At 57.1% G+C, this 19,782-nt stretch carries 13 protein-coding genes and 3 pseudogenes; 8 read left to right on the top strand and 8 right to left on the bottom strand.

Translation table 11 applies throughout. The annotated features are described in order from the left end of the window. Positions 1-696: 696 nt before the first annotated feature. A complete protein-coding gene (locus ABIC09_RS36280; protein WP_354112275.1) occupies positions 697-1,956 on the top strand; it encodes a pectate lyase family protein in 1,260 nt (419 codons plus the stop codon). Between the two features lie 448 nt (positions 1,957-2,404). After that, positions 2,405-2,704 (top strand): annotated as a pseudogene (locus ABIC09_RS36275) (TauD/TfdA dioxygenase family protein); the annotation flags it as partial. Between the two features lie 666 nt (positions 2,705-3,370). Here ABIC09_RS36275 and ABIC09_RS36270 read toward each other — a convergent pair. Beyond that, entirely contained in the window at positions 3,371-4,276 is a 906-nt protein-coding gene (locus tag ABIC09_RS36270) for a MurR/RpiR family transcriptional regulator (protein WP_354112274.1), read from the bottom strand. 69 nt (positions 4,277-4,345) lie between these two features. On the opposite strand from ABIC09_RS36270, the gene ABIC09_RS36265 reads away from it, so the two are divergent. Beyond that, positions 4,346-4,804 carry a hypothetical protein gene (locus ABIC09_RS36265; RefSeq protein WP_354112273.1) on the top strand — a complete coding sequence of 153 codons (459 nt, stop codon included), beginning with the start codon at positions 4,346-4,348 and terminating at the stop codon, positions 4,802-4,804. A 1,258-nt stretch (positions 4,805-6,062) separates the two neighbouring features. Continuing rightward, a complete protein-coding gene (locus ABIC09_RS36260; protein ID WP_354112272.1) occupies positions 6,063-7,301 on the top strand; it encodes a cytochrome P450 in 1,239 nt (412 codons plus the stop codon). A gap of 87 nt (positions 7,302-7,388) precedes the next feature. Here the strand turns inward: ABIC09_RS36260 and ABIC09_RS36255 are convergent, their stop codons facing one another. After that, positions 7,389-7,715: a hypothetical protein gene (locus ABIC09_RS36255; protein ID WP_354112271.1), complete on the bottom strand. Its 327-nt coding sequence runs from the start codon at positions 7,713-7,715 to the stop codon at positions 7,389-7,391. A 22-nt stretch (positions 7,716-7,737) separates the two neighbouring features. On the opposite strand from ABIC09_RS36255, the gene ABIC09_RS36250 reads away from it, so the two are divergent. Further along, entirely contained in the window at positions 7,738-7,986 is a 249-nt protein-coding gene (locus ABIC09_RS36250; protein ID WP_354112270.1) for a hypothetical protein, read from the top strand. Between the two features lie 355 nt (positions 7,987-8,341). Here ABIC09_RS36250 and ABIC09_RS36245 read toward each other — a convergent pair whose 3' ends face one another. From ABIC09_RS36245 to ABIC09_RS36235, 3 genes are all read right to left on the bottom strand, one after another. Next, entirely contained in the window at positions 8,342-8,818 is a 477-nt protein-coding gene (locus ABIC09_RS36245) for a hypothetical protein (protein ID WP_354112269.1), read from the bottom strand. Between the two features lie 1,229 nt (positions 8,819-10,047). Next, complete coding sequence (locus tag ABIC09_RS36240) at positions 10,048-10,368, bottom strand: hypothetical protein (RefSeq protein WP_354112268.1); 321 nt, start codon at positions 10,366-10,368, stop codon at positions 10,048-10,050. 296 nt (positions 10,369-10,664) lie between these two features. Then, entirely contained in the window at positions 10,665-10,970 is a 306-nt protein-coding gene (locus ABIC09_RS36235; RefSeq protein ID WP_354112267.1) for a hypothetical protein, read from the bottom strand. A gap of 214 nt (positions 10,971-11,184) precedes the next feature. On the opposite strand from ABIC09_RS36235, the pseudogene ABIC09_RS36230 reads away from it, so the two are divergent. Then, positions 11,185-11,468 (top strand): annotated as a pseudogene (locus ABIC09_RS36230) (ATP-binding protein); the annotation flags it as partial. Positions 11,469-13,984: 2,516 nt separating this feature from the next. Here the strand turns inward: ABIC09_RS36230 and ABIC09_RS36225 are convergent. After that, positions 13,985-15,216, bottom strand: a pseudogene (locus tag ABIC09_RS36225) (diaminopropionate ammonia-lyase). Between the two features lie 785 nt (positions 15,217-16,001). On the opposite strand from ABIC09_RS36225, the gene ABIC09_RS36220 reads away from it, so the two are divergent. Beyond that, positions 16,002-16,142, top strand: a complete 141-nt coding sequence (locus tag ABIC09_RS36220; protein ID WP_354112266.1) for a hypothetical protein — start codon at positions 16,002-16,004, stop codon at positions 16,140-16,142. Positions 16,143-17,185: 1,043 nt separating this feature from the next. After that, positions 17,186-17,755 carry a GNAT family N-acetyltransferase gene (locus tag ABIC09_RS36215; protein ID WP_354112265.1) on the top strand — a complete coding sequence of 190 codons (570 nt, stop codon included), beginning with the start codon at positions 17,186-17,188 and terminating at the stop codon, positions 17,753-17,755. A 651-nt stretch (positions 17,756-18,406) separates the two neighbouring features. On the opposite strand, the gene ABIC09_RS36210 is transcribed toward ABIC09_RS36215, so the two are convergent. Together ABIC09_RS36210 and ABIC09_RS36205 are read right to left on the bottom strand one after the other, a co-directional pair. Continuing rightward, positions 18,407-18,700: a hypothetical protein gene (locus tag ABIC09_RS36210; RefSeq protein ID WP_354112264.1), complete on the bottom strand. Its 294-nt coding sequence runs from the start codon at positions 18,698-18,700 to the stop codon at positions 18,407-18,409. A gap of 73 nt (positions 18,701-18,773) precedes the next feature. Next, the gene (locus ABIC09_RS36205) at positions 18,774-19,025 is read right to left on the bottom strand and encodes a hypothetical protein (RefSeq protein WP_354112263.1); all 252 of its coding nucleotides are present in this window, start codon (positions 19,023-19,025) and stop codon (positions 18,774-18,776) included. Positions 19,026-19,782: the final 757 nt, after the last annotated feature.

Below are 19,782 nucleotides of genomic sequence, written 5' to 3'. Positions count from 1 at the left end.
GATCGCAGAAACTGCCAATCTTGGTGGGTCGTTCGTTTCTCGTGCGCTAGGCCCCTGCGGACAGCAAACCCACGATGCTTCGAACGTGCGGATGCGAGAGCGCGTTTTGTGCAAGGTGGGCCACCGTTGCCCACCGCGAGGCGCTTGCAGGCGAACTCGGCTCTTATGGCGATGGCCCAGGCGCATGAGCAGCTTCACCTGAAGGCCATGAGTGGGACGGCTGAGCCCAGCCGCATCAACTCGCCGCGTCGCGAGTCGCAGGTCGGTGGTGACTGGGTGCACCACCTCGCTTCCTTCATCGTCGGGCGGCATCTGCTTTGAACTGCGGGAAAATCGTTCCTGCGCTTAAACATTCCATCTCGCCGGCACCAGGACAACGCTCGATCTGAGCCAAGACGTTGGCCGTGTGATTCGGTGAGCCGGGGATCTTGCTTTCATTCTGAAGGGGTTGTTAAAGCATGTTCATCGGCTGCGATTGGCTCCTAGGCTACCCAGATCCACGGCGGCTGTACTGAGCATGCGGCTGTACACTTCGGCTGCTGCGTGGGATGGTTCCGATATTCCAATCTGCCTCATTGAGGAGGGTCTAGTGGCGTTAGCGAGCCGCGTGCCGATGGCCTATTGCAGTTCAGGATCTGTGTTCGAGCGTTCAAGTCCTCGTGCGGAGTTTCCGGGTACGAGAGAGAGGATGTGCGCTTGAAGGAGGCGATGAAGCACATCAAGCGCTCATTCCGTGTGCTTGGCGGACTTGCTGTCGTCCTCGGCGCTTTTTCCTTGCTCGGATCGAACAATGCGCGATCGGAAGCCCCGAAGGGCTTCGGCGCTCAGGCGACAGGCGGCCTTGGAGGCGAGGTGGTCCAGGTCAGATCAATCGAAGCTCTGAATTATGAGTTGTGTCGCTCGTACAGATTCGGGCACTGCAATGACAATAGTCCGCGCGAGATCCAGGTAATCGGCACCATAGACTTTATTGGTACGGAAGGGCGAGGCGAGGGGCAGGGTTGCCAATACGGCAATGCTTGCGCCGCCCCTTACAAGCGTGAATCCCTTCTCCTGCTGGACGGGAACGACGCGCATTGCGATGGGAAGGAGAACACGTCGGTTGGCTTCGACCGCGCCGGTAAGCGCCCGCTGGAAGTTGGCTCAAACAAGACAGTGATCGGCCTTGGCCCGAGCGCTACAATCAAAGGCAAGGGGCTGCGCTTGAATGGGGTCAGCAACGTTGTTATTCGCAACCTGACCATCAGTGATATCAATGAAGGCGTGATATTTGCAGGCGATGGTATTGCAATTGCACGAGCCGACTTGGTTTGGATTGATCACAACCGATTTCACAACATCGGGCGGCAGATGATCGCCGGCGGCTTTGGCCCTACGACCAATATTACGATTTCCTGGAACGACTTCGATGGCAACGATATGTATTCCTCCTATTGTAACGGAGAGCACTATTGGAATCTTTTGTTTCTTGGTGGCCCCCAGACGATCACCATCGCAAACAACTATTTCCATCAGATTTCAGGGCGGGCACCGCACGTTGACGGAGCGCAGGCCATTGTTCATCTCGTTAACAATTATTTCCACAACACGAACGCGCAACAGAGCGGCGGATTCTTCCATGCACTGGATGCTGGACCATCTGTGCAAGCACTGATCGAGGGCAATTACTTTGACAATATTGAAACACCTATCAAGGCTGGTAGCCGACATATCTTCGGTTTCTTAGGCAAAGCCAGCGAAACGGTGCAGAAAAGCTGCATTGCCGTGCTCGGACGCCGGTGCACCGAGAACATCGCGACCCCAGCGCCGCGGATTAATGGCTTTCGCCTGGATGAAACCGTAATTCGGTCGTTTGGAGCTCTTCCGAGGTCAGCTATTCCTCTTCCATTTCGGGTCGACAATGTTCCGGCGGTGATCACGGCCAGGGCAGGTCCCGGACACCTCGGAAGCCGGTGATGGCTAGTTCGCAGAGCCGCCTTCAGACTGGGTCCTTTGCCGCATACAGTTGAGCGGAAGGCGCACCGAAGAGAAGGCCGCTCCGGCTCGCTGCTGCGTTGCAAGAGGACCTTATGGCCTTTCTCTTCGATGCCGAGCGGTACAATTCCTAGCGACTATGCCCCCTATGTCTTTCGCCGACGACCGAGGCGCTCGTCTCGGATTTTTATCTGTGTTTTTTTGCGGTTGTGGGATTGGCAAGAAGATGAGAGGTGGCATGGAGCTCCTTGGACGGTTCAAATTATCATCCGATCCGCTATCTGAGGGACCTTCACGGCTCCGTTGTCCGGCTGGCACGGTGCTTGCTGGACAGTACCAGTAACGCCAGGTCCGCCTTCCAAAACCGACTGACCCAACCGCCATGCGCCCTCCTACGCTTAAAGAATCAGAAAACTTGGAAGAGTTCGCAATGAAAGAAACGGCTTCGACCGACAGTGTCATTTCACCGAGCGACCTCGTCAAACGCGCTGCGCGCATCGGTGTTGAAATCAGAAATATAAAGCTATCGGGTGATTTGCCGAACCAAACGATCGCTGTGATCAACAGCTTGCTCCTCGAACACAAGGTGATCTTCTTCCGCGATCAGGGGCATCTTGATGACGCGGAGCAGGAGCGCTTTGCTGCTTGTTTGGGTAGGCTGGTGCCGCATCCGACGCTCGGTACCATCAATGGAACGACCTCGATCATCGAGCTTGATTCCGCGCGCGGTCCAGAGAAGGACAGCGGCCGTCTTATAGGATCGAGAGTTTCCGTCGCGTGCAGAAAGCGCTCGCGCTCTGCCTTCGTGAGATATTTGCGGACGCCGTTTGAGCTAAAGAGGCTCACTTCGGCAGGAGGGGAGCTGCGCATGCTCTTCGCGCCCCGTGTCTTTCCCTGAAACGGAATGGGAAGCGAGAGGTTGCATCGTCAAGCGCGAGCTCGCAGGACGAGTGCGCAATTAGAGAAAGGAAATATCGAGTAAATGAGCGAAAAGTCGGGGCGTGATAACCCTACACTGGCCTACGAAATCAATTGAAATGTCTGGTGAAAATGTGAATTGGTGCCTGGCTAAGCCAATGAGCAACCTGCAAGCTAATGACACAAAATCTGGGCCAATTTTAATCCAGGGGGTCGTAAACAAAGTTGACAGCCAGGGTAGCATACACCGCGAGCCAGACACCTTCGCCAACATCAAGCGGCTTACTCAGCGCTTTGGGCCTGAGACGCCTCGGGGCCATTCTCACGATTTACCGCGTTGGGGCGCAGTTTAGAGACCGCGCGAGCGGCCGTTTTCCGGTTGCTGCCAAACCAGCGGCAAAAGAGGGTCATGGAACCAGTATTGACCCCGCCACTGCCACGCTTTGCACTTTGCTACACCGGCATCTCGTACCGTCTATCATCGATTGCGCGCCATCTCGGTCACCGTCGGAATTCGTGGCGTCGATTCCTGGCCCGGCTGAAGCAGTGCGGCCGTTGCCATCGCAATGCACTGGACCAAGCACATCGGTGCCGCGAGCGACCTGGAGAACAGATATTCGTCCTCCGGAATCGTGAAGAGTGTCCGGGCGTCTTTCGCGAGGGGCGATAATTGGCTGTCGGTAATGCCTATGATGTAAGTTCCGTTGGCTACGGCCATCTCGGATATAACGACGACCTCTTTTGCATAATGTCGAAATGCGATCGCGATCAGGACATCGCGGTCGGTCATGGTCGTCGCCATTTCCTGCGCCAGGCCACCGGCAGGATCGAGAAGGACGACACGGCGGCGCAGCATCGTCAGAAGATACCTGAGCAACGATGCAATAGGTTCGGATCGGAGTTGTCCGGCAATGTAAATCGTTTCCGCCTCCACGAGCAGTTTGGCGGTGTCGGCGACGGTTTTCTCCGATATGACTTCGAGAAGATCTTGAAGTGCCGCCATGTCGCGCACGACCAGATCCCGCAAATAGCCGAGACTGCCGTGGTCCTTATTTCGTGAAAGTTCACTTTCGAGAGCGCTGATGCGCTCCCGAAATCCGGGGGCGGCAGTGGCAAGTCTGGTTTGAAAAACAGATTGCAGCTGTTTGAAGCCGGAGTAGCCGAGGCTCTGCGCGAAACGGACGAGGCTCGACGGATGCGTCCGGCATTTGGCGGCGACGGCATTGATCGATTCGAGTGCCACCACATTCGGATTCTGCGTCAAGAATCTCGCGATCTGCTGAAATCCGGTCGACAAGTTTGGGTATTCGCGAGTGATCAGATTGACGATCCCCTCATAATTTTTCGGGATTGTTGCTGCTGGTCCGCTGCGCTTGGTTGACATTCTCATTCCTCGCCTGCGATTCCGCCGCCCGCCTGAAAATCAATCTTTTTGGCGTACCTCAGAATCCGCGTGATTCATCAGCGTCAAAAAAGTTCATTTGTTGATCGTGCAATTATTGTTGCAAAAGTAAAATTAAGCAACGATAATTGTTGCAGGCGTATGGAGTGCGCCGACAACAAAATTCGAAACGAGGGAATGAGCTGGTCCCGTTTGTCTGAACAGAATCTCCGCGTCGATAAGTGGAGCCTCTGCCGGGGTTACGCAGACAGCTCACTGATATCTCGTATCGAGAACGGAATCCGAGATCCGAGTTTGTTGGATGCGTTTGCATTGCAGGTTGTCTTTGGCGATTCGCCCAACGAACTGTTCCCAGCGCTTTTCAAAGACACAGAGGAGGCGGTGCTTCGGCGGGTGAAAGAGCTGTACGAGGAGTTGCAGGATGTCCCGTCAAAGGCGGCATTGAAGAAATTAGAACTATTGGATGAAATAAGTGAGCGGGCGATTTCGCGCCTGCCGCCGCAAACATGAATACTATTCGACGACATGCATTGGTGCTCGCCCTATACACGCCACAAACGGGACACGCCCTGAGTATATTTTTATCTACGTCGGTATTCTTCTAAGGCCTCAGGACTGCGCGTGAACTCACCGCCATGTAGCCGATATCACAATCGCGGTTTTCAATGGCTTGAGCCCATTTATCACGGCAATTTTGGTATCCGCTGTGCTCCTGGCGCGAAGCTCGGGTACCGCGTAAATTGAGCCGTGATGTCCAAGGTGTTGGGAATGGCAGGTTAGAGCCTCTGCTGCTTCGTCTACGAGCGGTAGGCCATATTGCGCAAGACCTATACGCTCGGCCGCGGAATGATCTCCGATGCTCATTTGTTCAAATCGCGTGCTGATCTTGCGCCAGCGATATTGCTTTCGATACCGCTCGTGCTGCCGTCAGACTCGCGTCCAAGCTCGTACTCTGCCATGACAACGCTCAAACCCTGCCCTCGGAGCTTAGTTCACCTCGCGAAGAGGCGTGGTAAGCGGAACCGCGACACAGATGCCGAAACTAGCCAACTACGGCAATCGCGCGATTTCTGTCCCAAGCTTGTGGCGCTGCCCGAAAGGCGGTGCGCAAGGTCGGCGGAAACATACTCCCCTTCCGCCGCAAATCAACCGGCCGCGGCCGGATGACCTCCACCACTCGGCGCTGAATCATTTTCCAATGGGTCGAGATGAGCTTTCAGCATCTCACTCCAGCAAGGAGGGTCGCCTCCCCAGTCTGCGGCGCGTTAGCCCCTCCGATCCAGTTGCGCGTGGCGTTCTGCTCAGTGAACTTCGCTTCGCAAAGAGTCTATTCGCGCGAACATGCGATAACCCATTTTGAGTTCGATCTTCCCGTCGAAGAACGTTAGATAGTAAGAAACTGCATTGAGTCCCAGTCGGTCTGGCCCGGCGCTTTTCCACGTCCAGTATTGATGCTCGGCTCCCACCACGGCTGGGTGCCATCGCGAGTACTTGCGTCTGCTACCACAAAAAGCCAGTTCGTGCGCCTCCCAATCCTGATAGGGGGAGCTTCGCTCGTGTTTCCGCTATTCTACATCGACAGGGGGCGTGCCAAATTTCCCCTCACTTACGATCGTGCGAGCTCTCGCGAGCCCGAGCCATGGACATGCGTCACACATCGTTACTGTACGGCCCAAGCTCGTCGTCTTTCGACCGAGCTTGCATCGAACTCTAAACAGCGCACCCAGCCGAGTAACCAAAATTGCACACTGATGTCCGGGAGACAATCATGACAGTCTTATCGGCAGAGAACGCTTGCGAGAACGCTGATATCCCGCTGAGCCGACTTGATGTAAGCGAGCCCAAGCGCTTTCAGGATGATACCATTTGGCCTTGTTTCGAGCGGCTGCGAAGGGAAGATCCCGTCCATTATTGCGAAGAAAGCCCGTACGGTCCATATTGGTCGATAACAAAATACCGCGACATCATAGCAGTAGACTCAAATCACGCAGTATTCTCGTCAGAGCGAAGCGTCACGATTGTCGACCCGCCGGAAAAGTATTGGACACCCAGCTTTATTAAGATGAGTCCTCCTGTCCATGCTCAGCAGCGTAAGACTGTCAGTCCGATAACGGCATCGGAGAACCTGGCGAAGCTTGAAGGCCTGATCCGCTCCCGGGTTCAGAAGATCTTGGATGGTTTGCCGCGCAATGATACGTTCAACTGGGTCGACAGGGTCTCGATCGAGTTGACGACTCAAATGCTGGCCACGCTTTTTGATTTTCCATTTCAGGATCGAGGGCTGCTGACCTACTGGTCGGATGTAGCCGCCTTGACTCCACAAACGGGCCACCGGATCGACAGCTGGGAAAAGCGGAAGGTGGTGCTGTCTGAGTGCCTGGACTATTTCACACGGCTTTGGAGCGAACGGGTGAATTCCGAGCCGCGCGCTGACCTGATCTCGATGATGGCGCATTCACCGGCGACCCGAAACATGGAGCCACGCGAGTTCCTGGGCAACCTCATTCTACTGATTGTTGGAGGTAACGATACTACGCGCAACTCAATTACCGGTGGCGTCTTGTTCATGAGCCAAAATCCGTCCGAACTGCGAAAACTCCGCGATGATGCTTCGCTAGTGCCCGGGGCGGTATCCGAGATTATACGATACCAAACGCCTATCGCGCACATGCGTCGGACCGCTGTGGACGATTTGACAATAGGCGAAAAGCAGATCAGGCGAGGCGATAAAGTTGTAATGTGGTATATCTCTGGCAACCGAGACGACGAGGTCATTGCGAGCCCCAAGAGCTTTATCATTGATCGAGAAAATGTACGACAACATCTCTCATTTGGATTTGGGATTCATCGTTGCGTGGGTAGGCATCTTGCAGAGCTGCAGCTGAAAATCCTGTGGGAGGAGTTGCTGAACCGATCCCTGGAGGTGAAGGTGGTCGGCGAGCCGGAGCGAGTTGAATCTAATTTTGTGCACGGTTATTCGGCACTGCCGGTGCAGATTCCAGGTTAGTCTCGGTAGCGAGCGACATTCGACACTGGTCGTGCAGAACGGGCGGTTAGGACCACGGCCTTGTGGAGACCAGTTGCCTGGGTAAGATCACGGGCGTTGCGTTACGGGCTTGTGGTTCTTTCGAAGATTGCAGACAGGCGCCGTATCGAAATCCTCGGCGAAAGCTTGGGCCATTACGCGCTCTTCAATCGCTCGCCGTTCTGCGGCCCGCGCTCGCACGCCTTCCTCCGCCAGACTGGCCTGGACCCTGATCAAATCGACGAAGTACCGGAAATTCGTGTTGATCACCCGCGCGAGCAGCCCGAGCAGCAGCAGAAGGTTGACGCCCAGCGAGATCAGCACCCCCTCTCCGGAAAGCTGCAGCATCGCGACAATCGGTGCGCCGGATGCATGGGTCGCGACCCACGAGGACATTACCAAAAGTCATCGAACCGAGATGGCTCTAGCCGACGCCAAAGCGGCAGCAGAGCGGGCCGAAGCCGCCGTCCGAGCCGTCCACACCCATCTCACCGAGGCGCTCGATGTCATTCCCGAAGGCCTCGCCGTGTTCGATAAGGATGATCGTCTGGTACCAGACGGATCACAGCATAGAATCGCCCAAGGCTTTGAAACTACCAAGGCCGAGACGTTGCCTTTCATCCTTCAGATGGATCGAGCCCACTCCAATCTCGCGGGCAAGGCCTAGCAAAGAAATGAGAGGGGTTTCCTTGTGGCCATCGCGACGCTTGAGAAACCACTCGATCTGCCGGGCGGCTTCGACGCTCAACGTGTGGGCGTCCGAGGCATGGAGGGAGCGCGGTGGTCGGTGTGCTGGTTGAGGAGAAACATAGCGCGGCTTTCTTGCTTCGTCGGTAGCGCTCGGTATGGAATACTTCACTCACGATGACTAAAGTGCCGCATCCTGGGATCATTGTATATTGCGAATTTAAAAATGTCGCTCAACAGAGCCAAGAAACTTGACGCCACCATTCTAGGGCTAAGTTGAGCCGTGTAGGCGCCTCGCTAAACGACCCCTGACATTCGATCCAACTCGTCCGCGACTAGCTTCTGAAGATTTCGTTGGACTGACAAAATGACGCCTCGGCGGTATAAGCCATGGCTTCTAGCGGGCTTTGGCGATAGCCGAAGGTCTCCAAACCATCTGCATACATTGCGAGAAACCGTTCTGGACCAAGTAGCTGCCACTGTACAACGTGGATCAGTTCGTGGAAGTAGAGCCGCTCGGCCGGCGCAGAGCGGCGCTTTACAAAGAACGTGTCCAGATAGGTGATACCGTCATAATCGCCGTTTTCGAAATCCGCGAACTGGCTCAACCCCAAAGATGATAGCGGCGGCGTTGGCACCCGCTCGACGACCACAACCTTAGTCGAAGATAAGAGGCTTCCGCTGAAGTATTGCGAAAGTCGCGGAAATCCGAGCGAACTTGCAGTTTTTGCTTCATTCGAATGTGCTTGTAGTATTTGATAAATCCAATCGATCACGTGAGGGTATAGTGCTTGAAACTGTTCCGGCGTCATGCGCGCTTTCCCCGAATTCGGCGTTTGAGAGACTCAATCAAACCTAGCATAGAGCCCCGCGCGACGCCTCTTAGCTTCCCCTTCATTTTGAAAGTGCATTCCGTACTGGGTATTTTAATATGGGTTCATTAATTGAGTCTCATTAATAGAGGAGCGGACATTTTGTCTGCAGAGTACCAGATAATCCGCAGACGGCCGCCCCGGCCTTCTCGATAGGATCTCGAAATTCACCTGAACAACATCATCGTTGAGTTGCCTACCGCCAGATGTCCGCCCTTGGCGAAGCGCTTCGAAGCCGATCGTCGAGAAACGGTTTTGCAGTGCGCGCACTGGCGCACTGCTTAGCCGCTGCCTTCCGCAAAACGTCTCAAAATGCCGGGTTATCCGACCATGCCAGCCACGGTTCGCCCCAGCCTTTTCCAACCCACCGCAAACCCTTGGGTAGCAGTGGCGGTAGCAGACAATTGCCGTCCGGTAGTCGCCGGCCATGAACTCCAGCCCTGCCCGCTCCTCGGGCATGCTCGCGCCGGTGCCAGCTCCAGGCAGAGCCGTTCGAACCGCCTGAGTTCGTCGATGTCGTGCTGATGCCCCATGCGGCCGATCAGACTCCCGCCGCGTGGTCGCCGTCAGTCTGGGGAGTCCGCCCATGATCCTGGGCCGCACAGGTAGTGTGCTGTCTCGACGATTTTGCGGACCCTGGGCGGGGTTTCTAAGGCACTAGCGATGGTTTTTGATTCGTATTTCCCTGCCAAGGCTTAGTGTGCTCATGCTCAGCAATCCACTTGACCGCGTCGCCTTCCGTAACAAAGCCCTTAATAGCTTCCGTTTCGCCATCGGGCCACAGAATATCGACCCCCCAGCCAACTCCGGGATTTTTCCGAGCCATGAAGGTTGGCCGTTGCTCCAACATCCGCGGAATATGCGCCTATGGTGCCCAGGTTCAAGCCAGCTATCCTGCCGCAATCAAACTATGCTGCACTGACCCAGCGTCAGCGCCGTTCGATTCATGTGCAATGTCTAACCCACGGCGCGCAATAGCTCTCGCGCGTTTCACCTGCCCCATTCTGTTCACGCCCTTCATTTGTGCACAGGTTATCCACAGGGTGAAGGAAACGAACCAAGTCCTCTTCGTGAACAAGCGCAAGCAAATCGGCCGCCGAACCGTGGGGCACCGATCGATATCGCGGGAGCCGAGACGTCTGCCTGAGCTCGGAGGCCGGGGCCCGCCACTAGCGCAGATATCGAACTGGCCGGTTCGCGTGGTTCATTTCCTCAAATGCTTTCGCCACCTCTGCTGGCTGATGCTTCGCCTTGAAGTTCTCCCATACGACCTTGAAGCGGCCCTTGGCCTCATCCAGCGTGCCGGCCTCATCCAGCGTGCCGGCCTCAGGAAACGGCGGACCGGGGAGCGTCACGATGCAGGTCCATAGCCAGAGCCCAGGGGAGCGTTCGCTGGCGTAGCGGATGCGCCCGACTAGCTGCCGGTCCTCCAGGACCGTGTAATCATCCAGGCCGATCATCCGCAAAGTAAGAGGCATCGTGGTTGCCATGGCTAGCAACGCACTAAACCCCAGCGGCGAAAATCGTGCCAGCACTTCGCACCGGCTCTGGCAGGAACCGTGTGCAGATGCTCACGCAAGAGCGTCATCGGCTATCAACAAAATCGCAGCCCGCGAGCGGTGTAGTGCGGTTCGTGTAGTGGAAAATCAGGTTCTTGCCGGAGTGCCAAGCCGCTCTTCACCGGGTGAGACTGAGATTTGCTTGTTCGCAGGATCAAGAGGGCGTCGGCTAGAGTTCGCGTCCCGTCAACAGACAGCGCACGCCCCTTGCGTTCGGTCACCGGTCGTCAGTGCTTGTGACGCTCCATCTCTTTGAGGAGCACATGAAGAAAATCGCTGGCATGGTCATAGTGCGCGCCACCGTTGGTGACCTGCCGGGTGCGCGGAGCGATCATCTCACCTACCATTTCCGCCCCGAGCACCTCCGTGCGATCCGACCAAAGCTCAAGCAAACTGTCGGGAATATCTTGGCTCGACCTGAACAGCTTCAACAGCGAATGCTCCCCCTCGAACTTTTTGTCGTGGTGAGCCTTGGCTGCATAAAAAGCAAACAGGCCCCGGAACGCATCGCGTGTAACAGAGGACTTTACCATGGCTACTTGCCCTAAAAGGATTGCGTTCTCAATGCGAGGCATTTTGAAACCTCGGTTCAGGAAAAGCCAGCAAAAAAATTGAATTGCTACTTTGAAAAAAGACAGCAGAACTCACTCAATCAGGCAGTCTGGGTTTGAACGCTTGTAGGGTAGACGCTCAACTGTGGCTTTCACGGCTTAAGCTTCGCGAGCAAAAAGGGGGATTGACTGCACGGTGCAGTTCACCACGGCGACGACGCTGGTCGCGGGTCTTGCCAAGGCGCATGATGGACGAGAAACTGCTCGCGTTGTCGAAGCCAAAGCTGCTGATCGTCCACGAGCTCGGCTACTTGCCGCTGGAACCTGACGCGGCACATCTGTTCTTCCAGCTGGTCGGCCGGCGCTATGAAACTGGCGCCATGCCGATCACCTCGAACCGCAGTGTTGCCGAATGGGGCGGTCGGCTTCGCCTCCCTCCGGCCCGTCACCGGCGGAAACAACCTTCAACCGAGATCATAATCTCAACGGTGGGGCAGTTCTTCATGACGCAAAGGGGCAGTTCCGGACGGCGTTTGACAGACTAGCGGCTATCCGGGCGCAGTCTGATCGAAGCTCGTTGTAAGAGCGTTGGCTAATCTCTCCAGCTCTGACGACTCTTCGCTCAAACGCTTTGCGATAAAGTCACGCTCAAATTCAGTCAGGCGGGTTTGCAATAACTGACGATATCGTTGGATGTTGTTCCGACAGGTTTGCGCACGAGCCGATCTCTCATCGTCCGTCATCGGCATCTCACATGGGCCTCATTATGCACTTCGACGCCTCGCTGCTTCCTCGTGCTTCGGCGAAACAGTGGCTTCATCGACTACGATCTGCTCACTTAAAATTACGCCGCCCGACTCGAAATACAGCGTCCTGGCGGCGTTTATCAGCCGGGCCCCTGAAATTCCCAGCGGAGCGAGCCTAGCAGATCACCGGTGAAGCACGTGTGAAGCAGTTCACAAAGGCCCGAAAAGAACAATGAAAGGGCCGGTTAAAGCTCCCGCTCCGTCCATTGTGACGCAGTTTGAGCGAGCTGCGACCGTCGTGGCTACCGCGCGTTTTAATGCATGCCTGGAGAGCTGCGAACGAAAGATAGCCGTATCGCGGTGGACCGCAGAAGCCGGGTCAAGTGAAGAATCGCATCCATCCGGCGTGCCGGCGCCGTGCTGACAGGCGCTGTAGATTACCGTTTCGATGCAGCGGAAGTTCGCGCAGATCGTCCGCATCGATCGCCAATCAAGTTGAAGGCGTAAACCTGCACTTCGCGGGGCGTCTGTCGAGCTTTCCTCCACAATGAACCACCTCCGCGCTTGTCATGCGCTCTCACTGTGCTCACGGCGATGAAGCTGCAGTCCTCGATCGTGCACAACAATGACAAGCACGGAGTTAAACCGGGTCGAAAGCCGGAAGCGTTGGCCTTCATTGCGGGCGCATCTCTCAAGTTACAACGGTTTTGGGCAGCGCGTGAAGGAGGTTCAATGGAAGATAGCTCTATGCACTCGCAGCTCTAGCTCTGCTTTGAGTCCTCGCCTATACCGCTCCAGCCACCGCGTTTCCTTGCATACCCTGACCCGCGCGGTATTGCTGGTTCGGATGCCATTGGCGTGCGATATGCAAATTCATGCCATGGGACTGTCGTGACCCGCGGTTATCACCGGCACCGCATCGTAAAACCTGCCCGCGTTTGCCGCGCAAGATGACCAGCGCTAGCTCGCAACGGTGCCTCCGGCGCCATGCTTTCAAGCCTAGCTCGTCATCGAGCACTGCCGGCTAGCTAAATTCTCGCGAGTTTACCGGCCGGTCTGCGAAGTGCGCTCTCACGGCGCGGACCCGGATGCTTTCTCGCCGGAACCGTGCGGAAGCTTTCCGCTTCTTCCTGCGCCCAGTCAGAGGCCGTGACTTGCCCCTGAGGACCATAGCGGCGGCCCGAGGTGAGGCTCGGGCCGCCCGTCCGGGACGTGCGGTTGGCGAGTGCGCGGAAAATCCAACCCGTGCCCGACGATTCTTGCCTCCTCCCAACATGACGACTTGAACGCGGCGCGACCGTTTCGAACGCAAGCGCCTGGAGCCTCATACCCTGACTTCCCTTCTCGAAAGAGGCTTTTAACCGCTCGACAAATGGGCGCTGTACCGGCTGCGAAAACGGCACTAGCTTTGTCGCGTTGCCTCGAAAAGAGAGATGCAGCGTGGGCGAATTTACGAGAGAACTTCAAACGAATATGGACTTGGTTTTGGATCAGGTCTGTGGGAACTGCCAAATGGTGGTGACCACGAAAGCCGTCGGTATGTCGCCAAACAATTGATCGAAGCGGTGCGTGAGGGAAGGACCAATCTGGGAGCTGACGTATGCCGGACGTCGCGCTATCGTCTATCTGAAGAATGCGCCGAACTCAGTCTAGCAGCCTTGTTGCCGCCCTGATCTGCCCTGCATTCGCTCGCAAGCAAGGGCTGCTCCATATCAGCGATAAGATGGAGAACGAGCTTTAGCGCGGCAAGCTTTCGTCTTGGATCTTGAGCCTGTCTTTCAGTGCTGGATGGAGAGCCCGAGGGCTGCGCGATGGAGTAGCGCGCTAGCTTTTGACGTCCCTGAACAGGATCAGGAAGCTTTCCCAACATCCTAAATTGTACGAAGTTATTTTCTTAGCCGACAGACCTCATGGCGTTAGGGCACGTTGACGGGTGGCATGGGCGCGGTCGGGCGCGGCAGGAAAGCACTTTGGTGCTGGCCGCGTGCCGCCAACATGATGACGAAAGCCGTGAGAACGATCAGGAGTCCACGCATGTCGACAGGTTGCTCATAGTTCTAACGCAATTGAAGCACGCCAAAATCATAGCGGTTTGCTGTAGCGGCAAGACAGCAAAGCCTGTGCTTTCACGCCGAAAACGTGCGTCCGGTCCTCGTTAGCGGCAGAAAGAATGCGGCTGATTTCAATCCCAGAATCAATCTCTGATGCCTTTTCTTGGTCTTCTGCTGGCTTGCGTCCCCGTCATTGAGTTCACCGAAGGGGACCCGGATCATGAGCATGCAGACGTCCAAGATTGCTTCCGGCCACTTGCGCTGGAGACTGACCTACGAGTTCTTCGTAAAGGTCAGGATCGGTCGCACCCTCGGTATTGATGAGGAAGACCCGTGCTTCAGGTCCAAGACCAATCTGGCCACGCAGGGGCGAATTGGCAGCAACTTTCAGCAACCCTGCCATACCAGCCCCGCCACTTTCGCCTGCAACGACAGCTGGGTCACCGTCCCTGGGATTGGCCAAACGCTTCATGACGCTGACGGCGTCCTCGTCATCGACGATCATAAAAGCGTCGGCTGCGCGCGAAAGGATGCGCCAAGCGATGAGCGAAGGTTCGTAGCATTCGAGCATCGCCATCACTGTCGTCTGCCTATGAGCTACCTTGACGGGATACCCGGCGCGAGCGCTTTCAAATAGGCACGCTGCGCGCGATGGGTCGACAACCGTGAAGAACGGGCGATTGTCACCTAAGGCGACCGAAAAACGTCCGGCGATCGCTGCCGCGATTCCACCGACCCCTGCCTGGACGAAGACGTGGGTCGGAGGTTCGGGGAGCTGTCGTAGTGCTTCACTCAGGAGCGCGGTATACCCCTGCATCACCAAACCAGGGATACGCTCGTAGCCCGGCCAGGACGTGTCGGACACCGTGGTCCAGCCGTTCTCTGCGACAACTCGGGATGCTTGAGCAACGGAGTCATCATAGTTGCCGTTGACGCGGATCATCTGCGCGCCATATCGGACGATCGCTGCGATACGCTGTTGGCTGACGCCGGAGTGGACGAATATAGCACAGTTCGCCCCCACCAGCTGGGCGCCCTGCGCTACTGACCTGCATGATTGCCATCCGTAGCGCAGGATACCGTCATTTCCCGTGCTACCGCCTTCACCTCAGGCGCGTGAAGCTCCGACACGTCAACAGCCCTGCCGAGGCGCCGAGTTGCTGCTTCTAAGACGAGCCGGATCACCGCATAGGAACCGCCCAAAGCCTTGAAACTGCCAAGGCCGAGCCGATGGCCCTCGTCGTTGACTTGGATCGAGCCCACGCCAATCTCATTGGCGAGCCCCGGCAAAGAAATCAGGGGTGTTTCCTTGTGGCCATTGCGACGTCTAAGAAACCGCTCCACTTCTCGCGCGGCTTCGCAACTGAGCATGTTGGCATCCGCACCATCCAGAGGCGCGCGGTGGTCGATGCGATGGTTAAGATGCAACATGGTTCGAATTCCTGGGACGCAGATCTAGGGATCGCGCCGCTGCCCTGGGAAAGAATAGCGTCAATCCCGGCCATGTCACGCCTCTCCCTAATCCGCAGGAATGGGCGGCCGCTCTCGATGACGACCGTGATGGGATCGGGTGGGGGATGCCTGCATGTTCAAGATCCGTCGGAGAGCGTCATCGGCATCTCTTACCTCGTTTCGCGCAGCACTCCTCGTTTCATGCACGAGCGTCAGCCAGTGCAGCAGTTCAATGATATCCGTACGGAGGGGCCGCGAATTGCCATAGCCATCTTCCAGTCCGTGGGCGGACGTACAGACGAGGTCGTGCAAGGCAAGCAAGCTTTGCACCTGGCTCGACAGACCAGAGGGTAGGCACTGCCGTCCGCGGACATTGGCGAGCAAATATCAAAAATGAGCATCCGGATGGAGCTCGCCCGATCCGCGTTCCTCCTCGTCCTTGCGCCCCAAGGCGTGGCGGAAGTCCTTTCAACGGAGGTATGCAATGGTGCCGTCCGCACCCTCCGACCGCAGCTTGCCACGCGGCCTCACAGCTGTTCGCTCGGCAGCTTTTTGGGCCCGATCCAGAGTAGGCTGATTAGATTGCGCGGCTAAGGGCCCCGCTCGAGCGCAGCATGGATTTGCGCAAAACTCCCTAGCGACAGGCTGCTGGGTCCGTATGTTTCCTGCAAACATCTTACGCTGTGGTGCCGCCGAGCTTGAAACGCATGCGCTCGGCTATTTCCTCTCGCCCATCTTATGGAAAGCGGGGCTGAGCATCATCCTTGCTCACCGAATTAATCGTGCGCGCCGCGATGCCCCGGTACGGCAAGCTCGGTAAGAACAATCAGCTCCAAAGCTGGCACAAGGTGTTTGTTCCGGCGGCGCAGATGTTCGAATGGGTTCACTGTGCACCGGCCCGCTGAACCGTTTCGAGGGGCGGGAGGCGTCTTTTCTAGGCCGCGCGCTTGGACTGCGGATCCAACCGGATCAGATCAAAGAGTGCCTTTATCGCGGTCGAAAGGTAGACATCATTTCGACGTACGAACACGGTCTCTACCATAGCATGTCCGGCCGGTGACTAGCGGATTGCGGCTCTGCCGCCCCGCAAGCGGGAGCGAGGATGCCTTTCGGCATAAATGTCACGCCGAGTCCCGCGAGACGCAGCTGATGATGGCATCAAGGGAGCAGAACTCTTTGTGGTTGGCTTTCCTACGGTACCCGCACGACAACGGCTATCATGTCGTTCACATCACGCCGACCGCGATGCCGCAAAGGAATGCCGAAACACATTGATGGCGGAATGTCACGGCAGCGCTGAGTGGGTGATCTCCAACTAAGCTTTCGCTATGCTAGGGCGGTCTAATCACAGAGGGGGATCGCGCCTGAAACGTTTCGGGCAAGCCTCGGTTATAGGATGATACCAACCGCAAAGTGACGTAGTAGGTCACTTCAGCCGTCTGCCTCATCCTTCCGTTCGCGCGCGCTGGCAGGAGTCGTCAGCGCGATAGCCGCTCGTATATTCGTCGCGCGGCAACAATTGGCGCGTCCGATGAGAAATTAGAAAAACTGATTATCTAGACACAATCAAAAACAGGGTGTCTTGGGCTGGCGCGTTCGACAATTCTCTGAGAACATCGATCTCATGATACCGGTCAGGGATGCTCAGGATGAACAATTCGGTTATCACCGCGGGCCGATGAGCGTTCCTTCCCCGGCGCGCGTGGTGCGACACGCGGGTCTAAAGCAGAAGAGAGCGCTCCGTGCGACCATGACGATGGTCCACAAATTATCGTTGGGTTTTCCGAGATATTTTTGGAGCGGCACGAGGACGTATCACCTCAATGTGAACTAGAGCGTCATCTGACTTTCAACCGTGCGGCGTATCTGCCTTGAATCGGGTGCTGCGGCAGTCTCGTCCGCCGCTGGACCAGGTCGTATGTTGGTTAAACTTGGAAGAGGATATGACATGGTGACCACGCGTGAAGTGTCTATCGATGACGCCACAACGGTGACCCACATGGTTTCTGCCCTACTTGCCGAACTTGAGGGCGGACAAAAGCAGGGCGGACTAGATACCCAGCTGGCTGTCGACCTCCTAGCCATGAAAGAGCGGGTCTATGGGTTTGTGGCTTTCACGGAGGCACGCCCGGTCGGCCTCATTATGTTGTCGGAAAGCGCCGCCCTTTTTGCGGGCGGAACCTACGGCATTATCACCGAACTCTATGTGGTGCCGGATCAGCGATCGTCTGGGGTCGCGATGCATCTTATTGAGTCTGCGGTTGGCCTGGGGACGGCAAAGGGCTGGGGCCAGCTTGAAGTCGGGGCGCCGAGGCAACCCATGTGGAGCCGTAGCCCCACCTCAGCATTGTACCTGAAGGCCGGTTTTGCCGAGATCGGCCCACGCCTCAAGTTGCCGTTACAAGGCTTAGCCAGTCAACGTGAGAAACGTAATGCTACAGGGAGATCGCGGTTAGATCCTCGGCGGCAACGCGCGCTAAGCCGCCGTGTCCCGGATTCGTCCTCGAGATTTGCGTGAGCGTCGATTTGCCGGCGCTCGGTTGAGAGTTTGTGGTGCCAGTTTGGGTCTGGCCGACAAGTCGGAGCGCACCGGCGCATCCCAAACCCCTCATTCTGAGTGAGCCGATCCGCATGCCCAGCTCTGAACGCCGTCCCCCGCGGGGGCTTCTGCGTGGCATGAGCCTTGTGTAAGGGCCGAATGCTGGCCACTCCCAGGGCGGTACGGATGGAACGGCTTACACAAGGCTCACGAACTCGCCCTATCGCCATAGCAGCTCGTTGGGCGGGATGCGGATCGGCGTGCCAGACCCCCCGCTCGCAACTTTCCTAATCTGGCCGCGGCCGCTCTGATCAAATCCGTCCTGATCATGACGATCGGTAGGGCATGCATCCGCCACTTAACTTGCGGCCGGAAGCGTCAGCCCGACGGTCCCGGTACCGCCCACGGCCTCTTCGTATCAGCACCCGCCCCGCCAGCGCTAGCATGCGCCCAAGGACAATCTCACAGAGCCAGTCGGAGCGCCCCTCGATCTTGCGAGCAATGTCGCGGATGACGCCGCCGAGATAGGTTCTGAGCCGGCCGCGCGGAAGTGTGCATGCCGAGATACCGGGTGCAGAAACCTACGCATCGGCCCAATTTACGGCTCCGTCGGCTTGAAGAGGCCGCGGCTTAGCTACCGGGCTGGCGCATTTTTGCGATCACGGACGTGGCAAAACTTTCCCTCTCGCGCGCGAAGCGACGCTGGTGAGCTCGGAAGTTCTCGACACGCTTGCTGATCTCATCGCGCTCTGAGCCGACCCAATCGATCGGTTCGAACTGCGGCGGCGCCATGCTCTCGCGCATTGGCGCCGACGCAGGAACAGCCGGCGAAAAGCTAGTGATGGTGATCTCGGCGGCAACCGTCTTTGCGAGCGCATCGGTCTGCGCCCGCAGCGCTTTCAGTTCGGCTTGCCAATCGCTCATGATGTCTCCCCAGGGTCCTCTATACGACAAACCCTTTCATCGCGCGAGCCCTATTGTGTTTGGATTTACGGGCTCAGGCCGCGCGCTGCTGGCTCGATCTCGCTCTTTCTTCGAGCAGACTAATCGTCGACATGAGCTTGTCTCGACGTGCACGCAGGTTGTGCGCAAGCATCGGATAGGTAGGCTGCCGCACGTCGTACACGCCAGCTTTAGCTTCTTCCTCGACGATGTCAGAGTTCATAAGCCGGACGCGCCACCACAGATCGGCGATCAGGGCGTTGAGACGTAGCTCCCCGGTGGTGCCGGAACGGGACACTTCTTGCATTGTTTTGCCTCGACCTGAAACGGGCCCTCTCTTGTCGCGGGCCCTTTAGCCCGGATGAGCAAGCGGAATGCCACGTGCTCTCCGCGAGCGTGATCGGTTCCGGAAATAACCAGCGGCCGTGCCATCAAGCTTAATTTTGGAGTTCGATTGCGAGCGCGGCGTTGACCAATAAGATGGGCGCCCCGGACATGCCCCCGTCGGGTCCAGCACGACGAAGTCCGCGCGCCATGATACCCGGCCGTGGGCTTCGTTCAGCGCTAAGGCGATGTCGCGAGTTCCAGATCGATCAAGCAGCCGGACGAAGCGCTCGACCTGGTCAAGATACGACGACAGATCACGGTTCTGCGAAGCCGGCACTCTGACGATGCCCGCGTCACATATCTGTTGAACAGGTTGCTGATCAAGCTTGCGTATCTCACCGAGCCGGAGGGTATCGCCCACGCACAACGGCTGCGCGACGCCTTCGAACGGACAATGGCCAAGGTTGAGAAAAGCCTAGCGCGAAATCCGCGCAAGCCATTCGGGTGATGCTAATGGCTAGATCGCATTGCAACAAAACGCCCATCTACCGACGGCTTACCTGCCAGCCCTCGTTTCGCATACCGGCGCCTTTGGCGGCGAGGGGTCGCTGGCCCGCAGCGAGAGGCCCCACCCACGAGCAGGCTAGAGCGTTAGCCGATCAGGTTGCAAGTACCCTGCGGCCACGAAGTAGTTTGTGGATTCTGCGGGCGTGTAGGTGTCGACGATGCGACCAATA

The sequence above is a fragment of the Bradyrhizobium sp. S3.12.5 genome (assembly GCF_040548225.1).
Lineage (GTDB): Bacteria > Pseudomonadota > Alphaproteobacteria > Rhizobiales > Xanthobacteraceae > Bradyrhizobium > Bradyrhizobium cytisi.
This window is presented reverse-complemented; position numbering and strand designations above follow the sequence as displayed.

What these genes read in the sequence shown, in the direction of transcription:
- ABIC09_RS36270 (WP_354112274.1), bottom strand. Translation starts at nt 4,276, where the DNA reads ATGTCAACCAAGCGCAGCGGACCAGCAGCAACAATCCCGAAAAATTAT.
- ABIC09_RS36260 (WP_354112272.1), top strand. Translation starts at nt 6,063, where the DNA reads ATGACAGTCTTATCGGCAGAGAACGCTTGCGAGAACGCTGATATCCCG.
- ABIC09_RS36255 (WP_354112271.1), bottom strand. Translation starts at nt 7,715, where the DNA reads ATGTCCTCGTGGGTCGCGACCCATGCATCCGGCGCACCGATTGTCGCG.
- ABIC09_RS36250 (WP_354112270.1), top strand. Translation starts at nt 7,738, where the DNA reads ATGGCTCTAGCCGACGCCAAAGCGGCAGCAGAGCGGGCCGAAGCCGCC.
- ABIC09_RS36245 (WP_354112269.1), bottom strand. Translation starts at nt 8,818, where the DNA reads ATGACGCCGGAACAGTTTCAAGCACTATACCCTCACGTGATCGATTGG.
- ABIC09_RS36240 (WP_354112268.1), bottom strand. Translation starts at nt 10,368, where the DNA reads ATGGCAACCACGATGCCTCTTACTTTGCGGATGATCGGCCTGGATGAT.
- ABIC09_RS36235 (WP_354112267.1), bottom strand. Translation starts at nt 10,970, where the DNA reads ATGGTAAAGTCCTCTGTTACACGCGATGCGTTCCGGGGCCTGTTTGCT.
- ABIC09_RS36215 (WP_354112265.1), top strand. Translation starts at nt 17,186, where the DNA reads ATGGTGACCACGCGTGAAGTGTCTATCGATGACGCCACAACGGTGACC.
- ABIC09_RS36210 (WP_354112264.1), bottom strand. Translation starts at nt 18,700, where the DNA reads ATGAGCGATTGGCAAGCCGAACTGAAAGCGCTGCGGGCGCAGACCGAT.
- ABIC09_RS36205 (WP_354112263.1), bottom strand. Translation starts at nt 19,025, where the DNA reads ATGCAAGAAGTGTCCCGTTCCGGCACCACCGGGGAGCTACGTCTCAAC.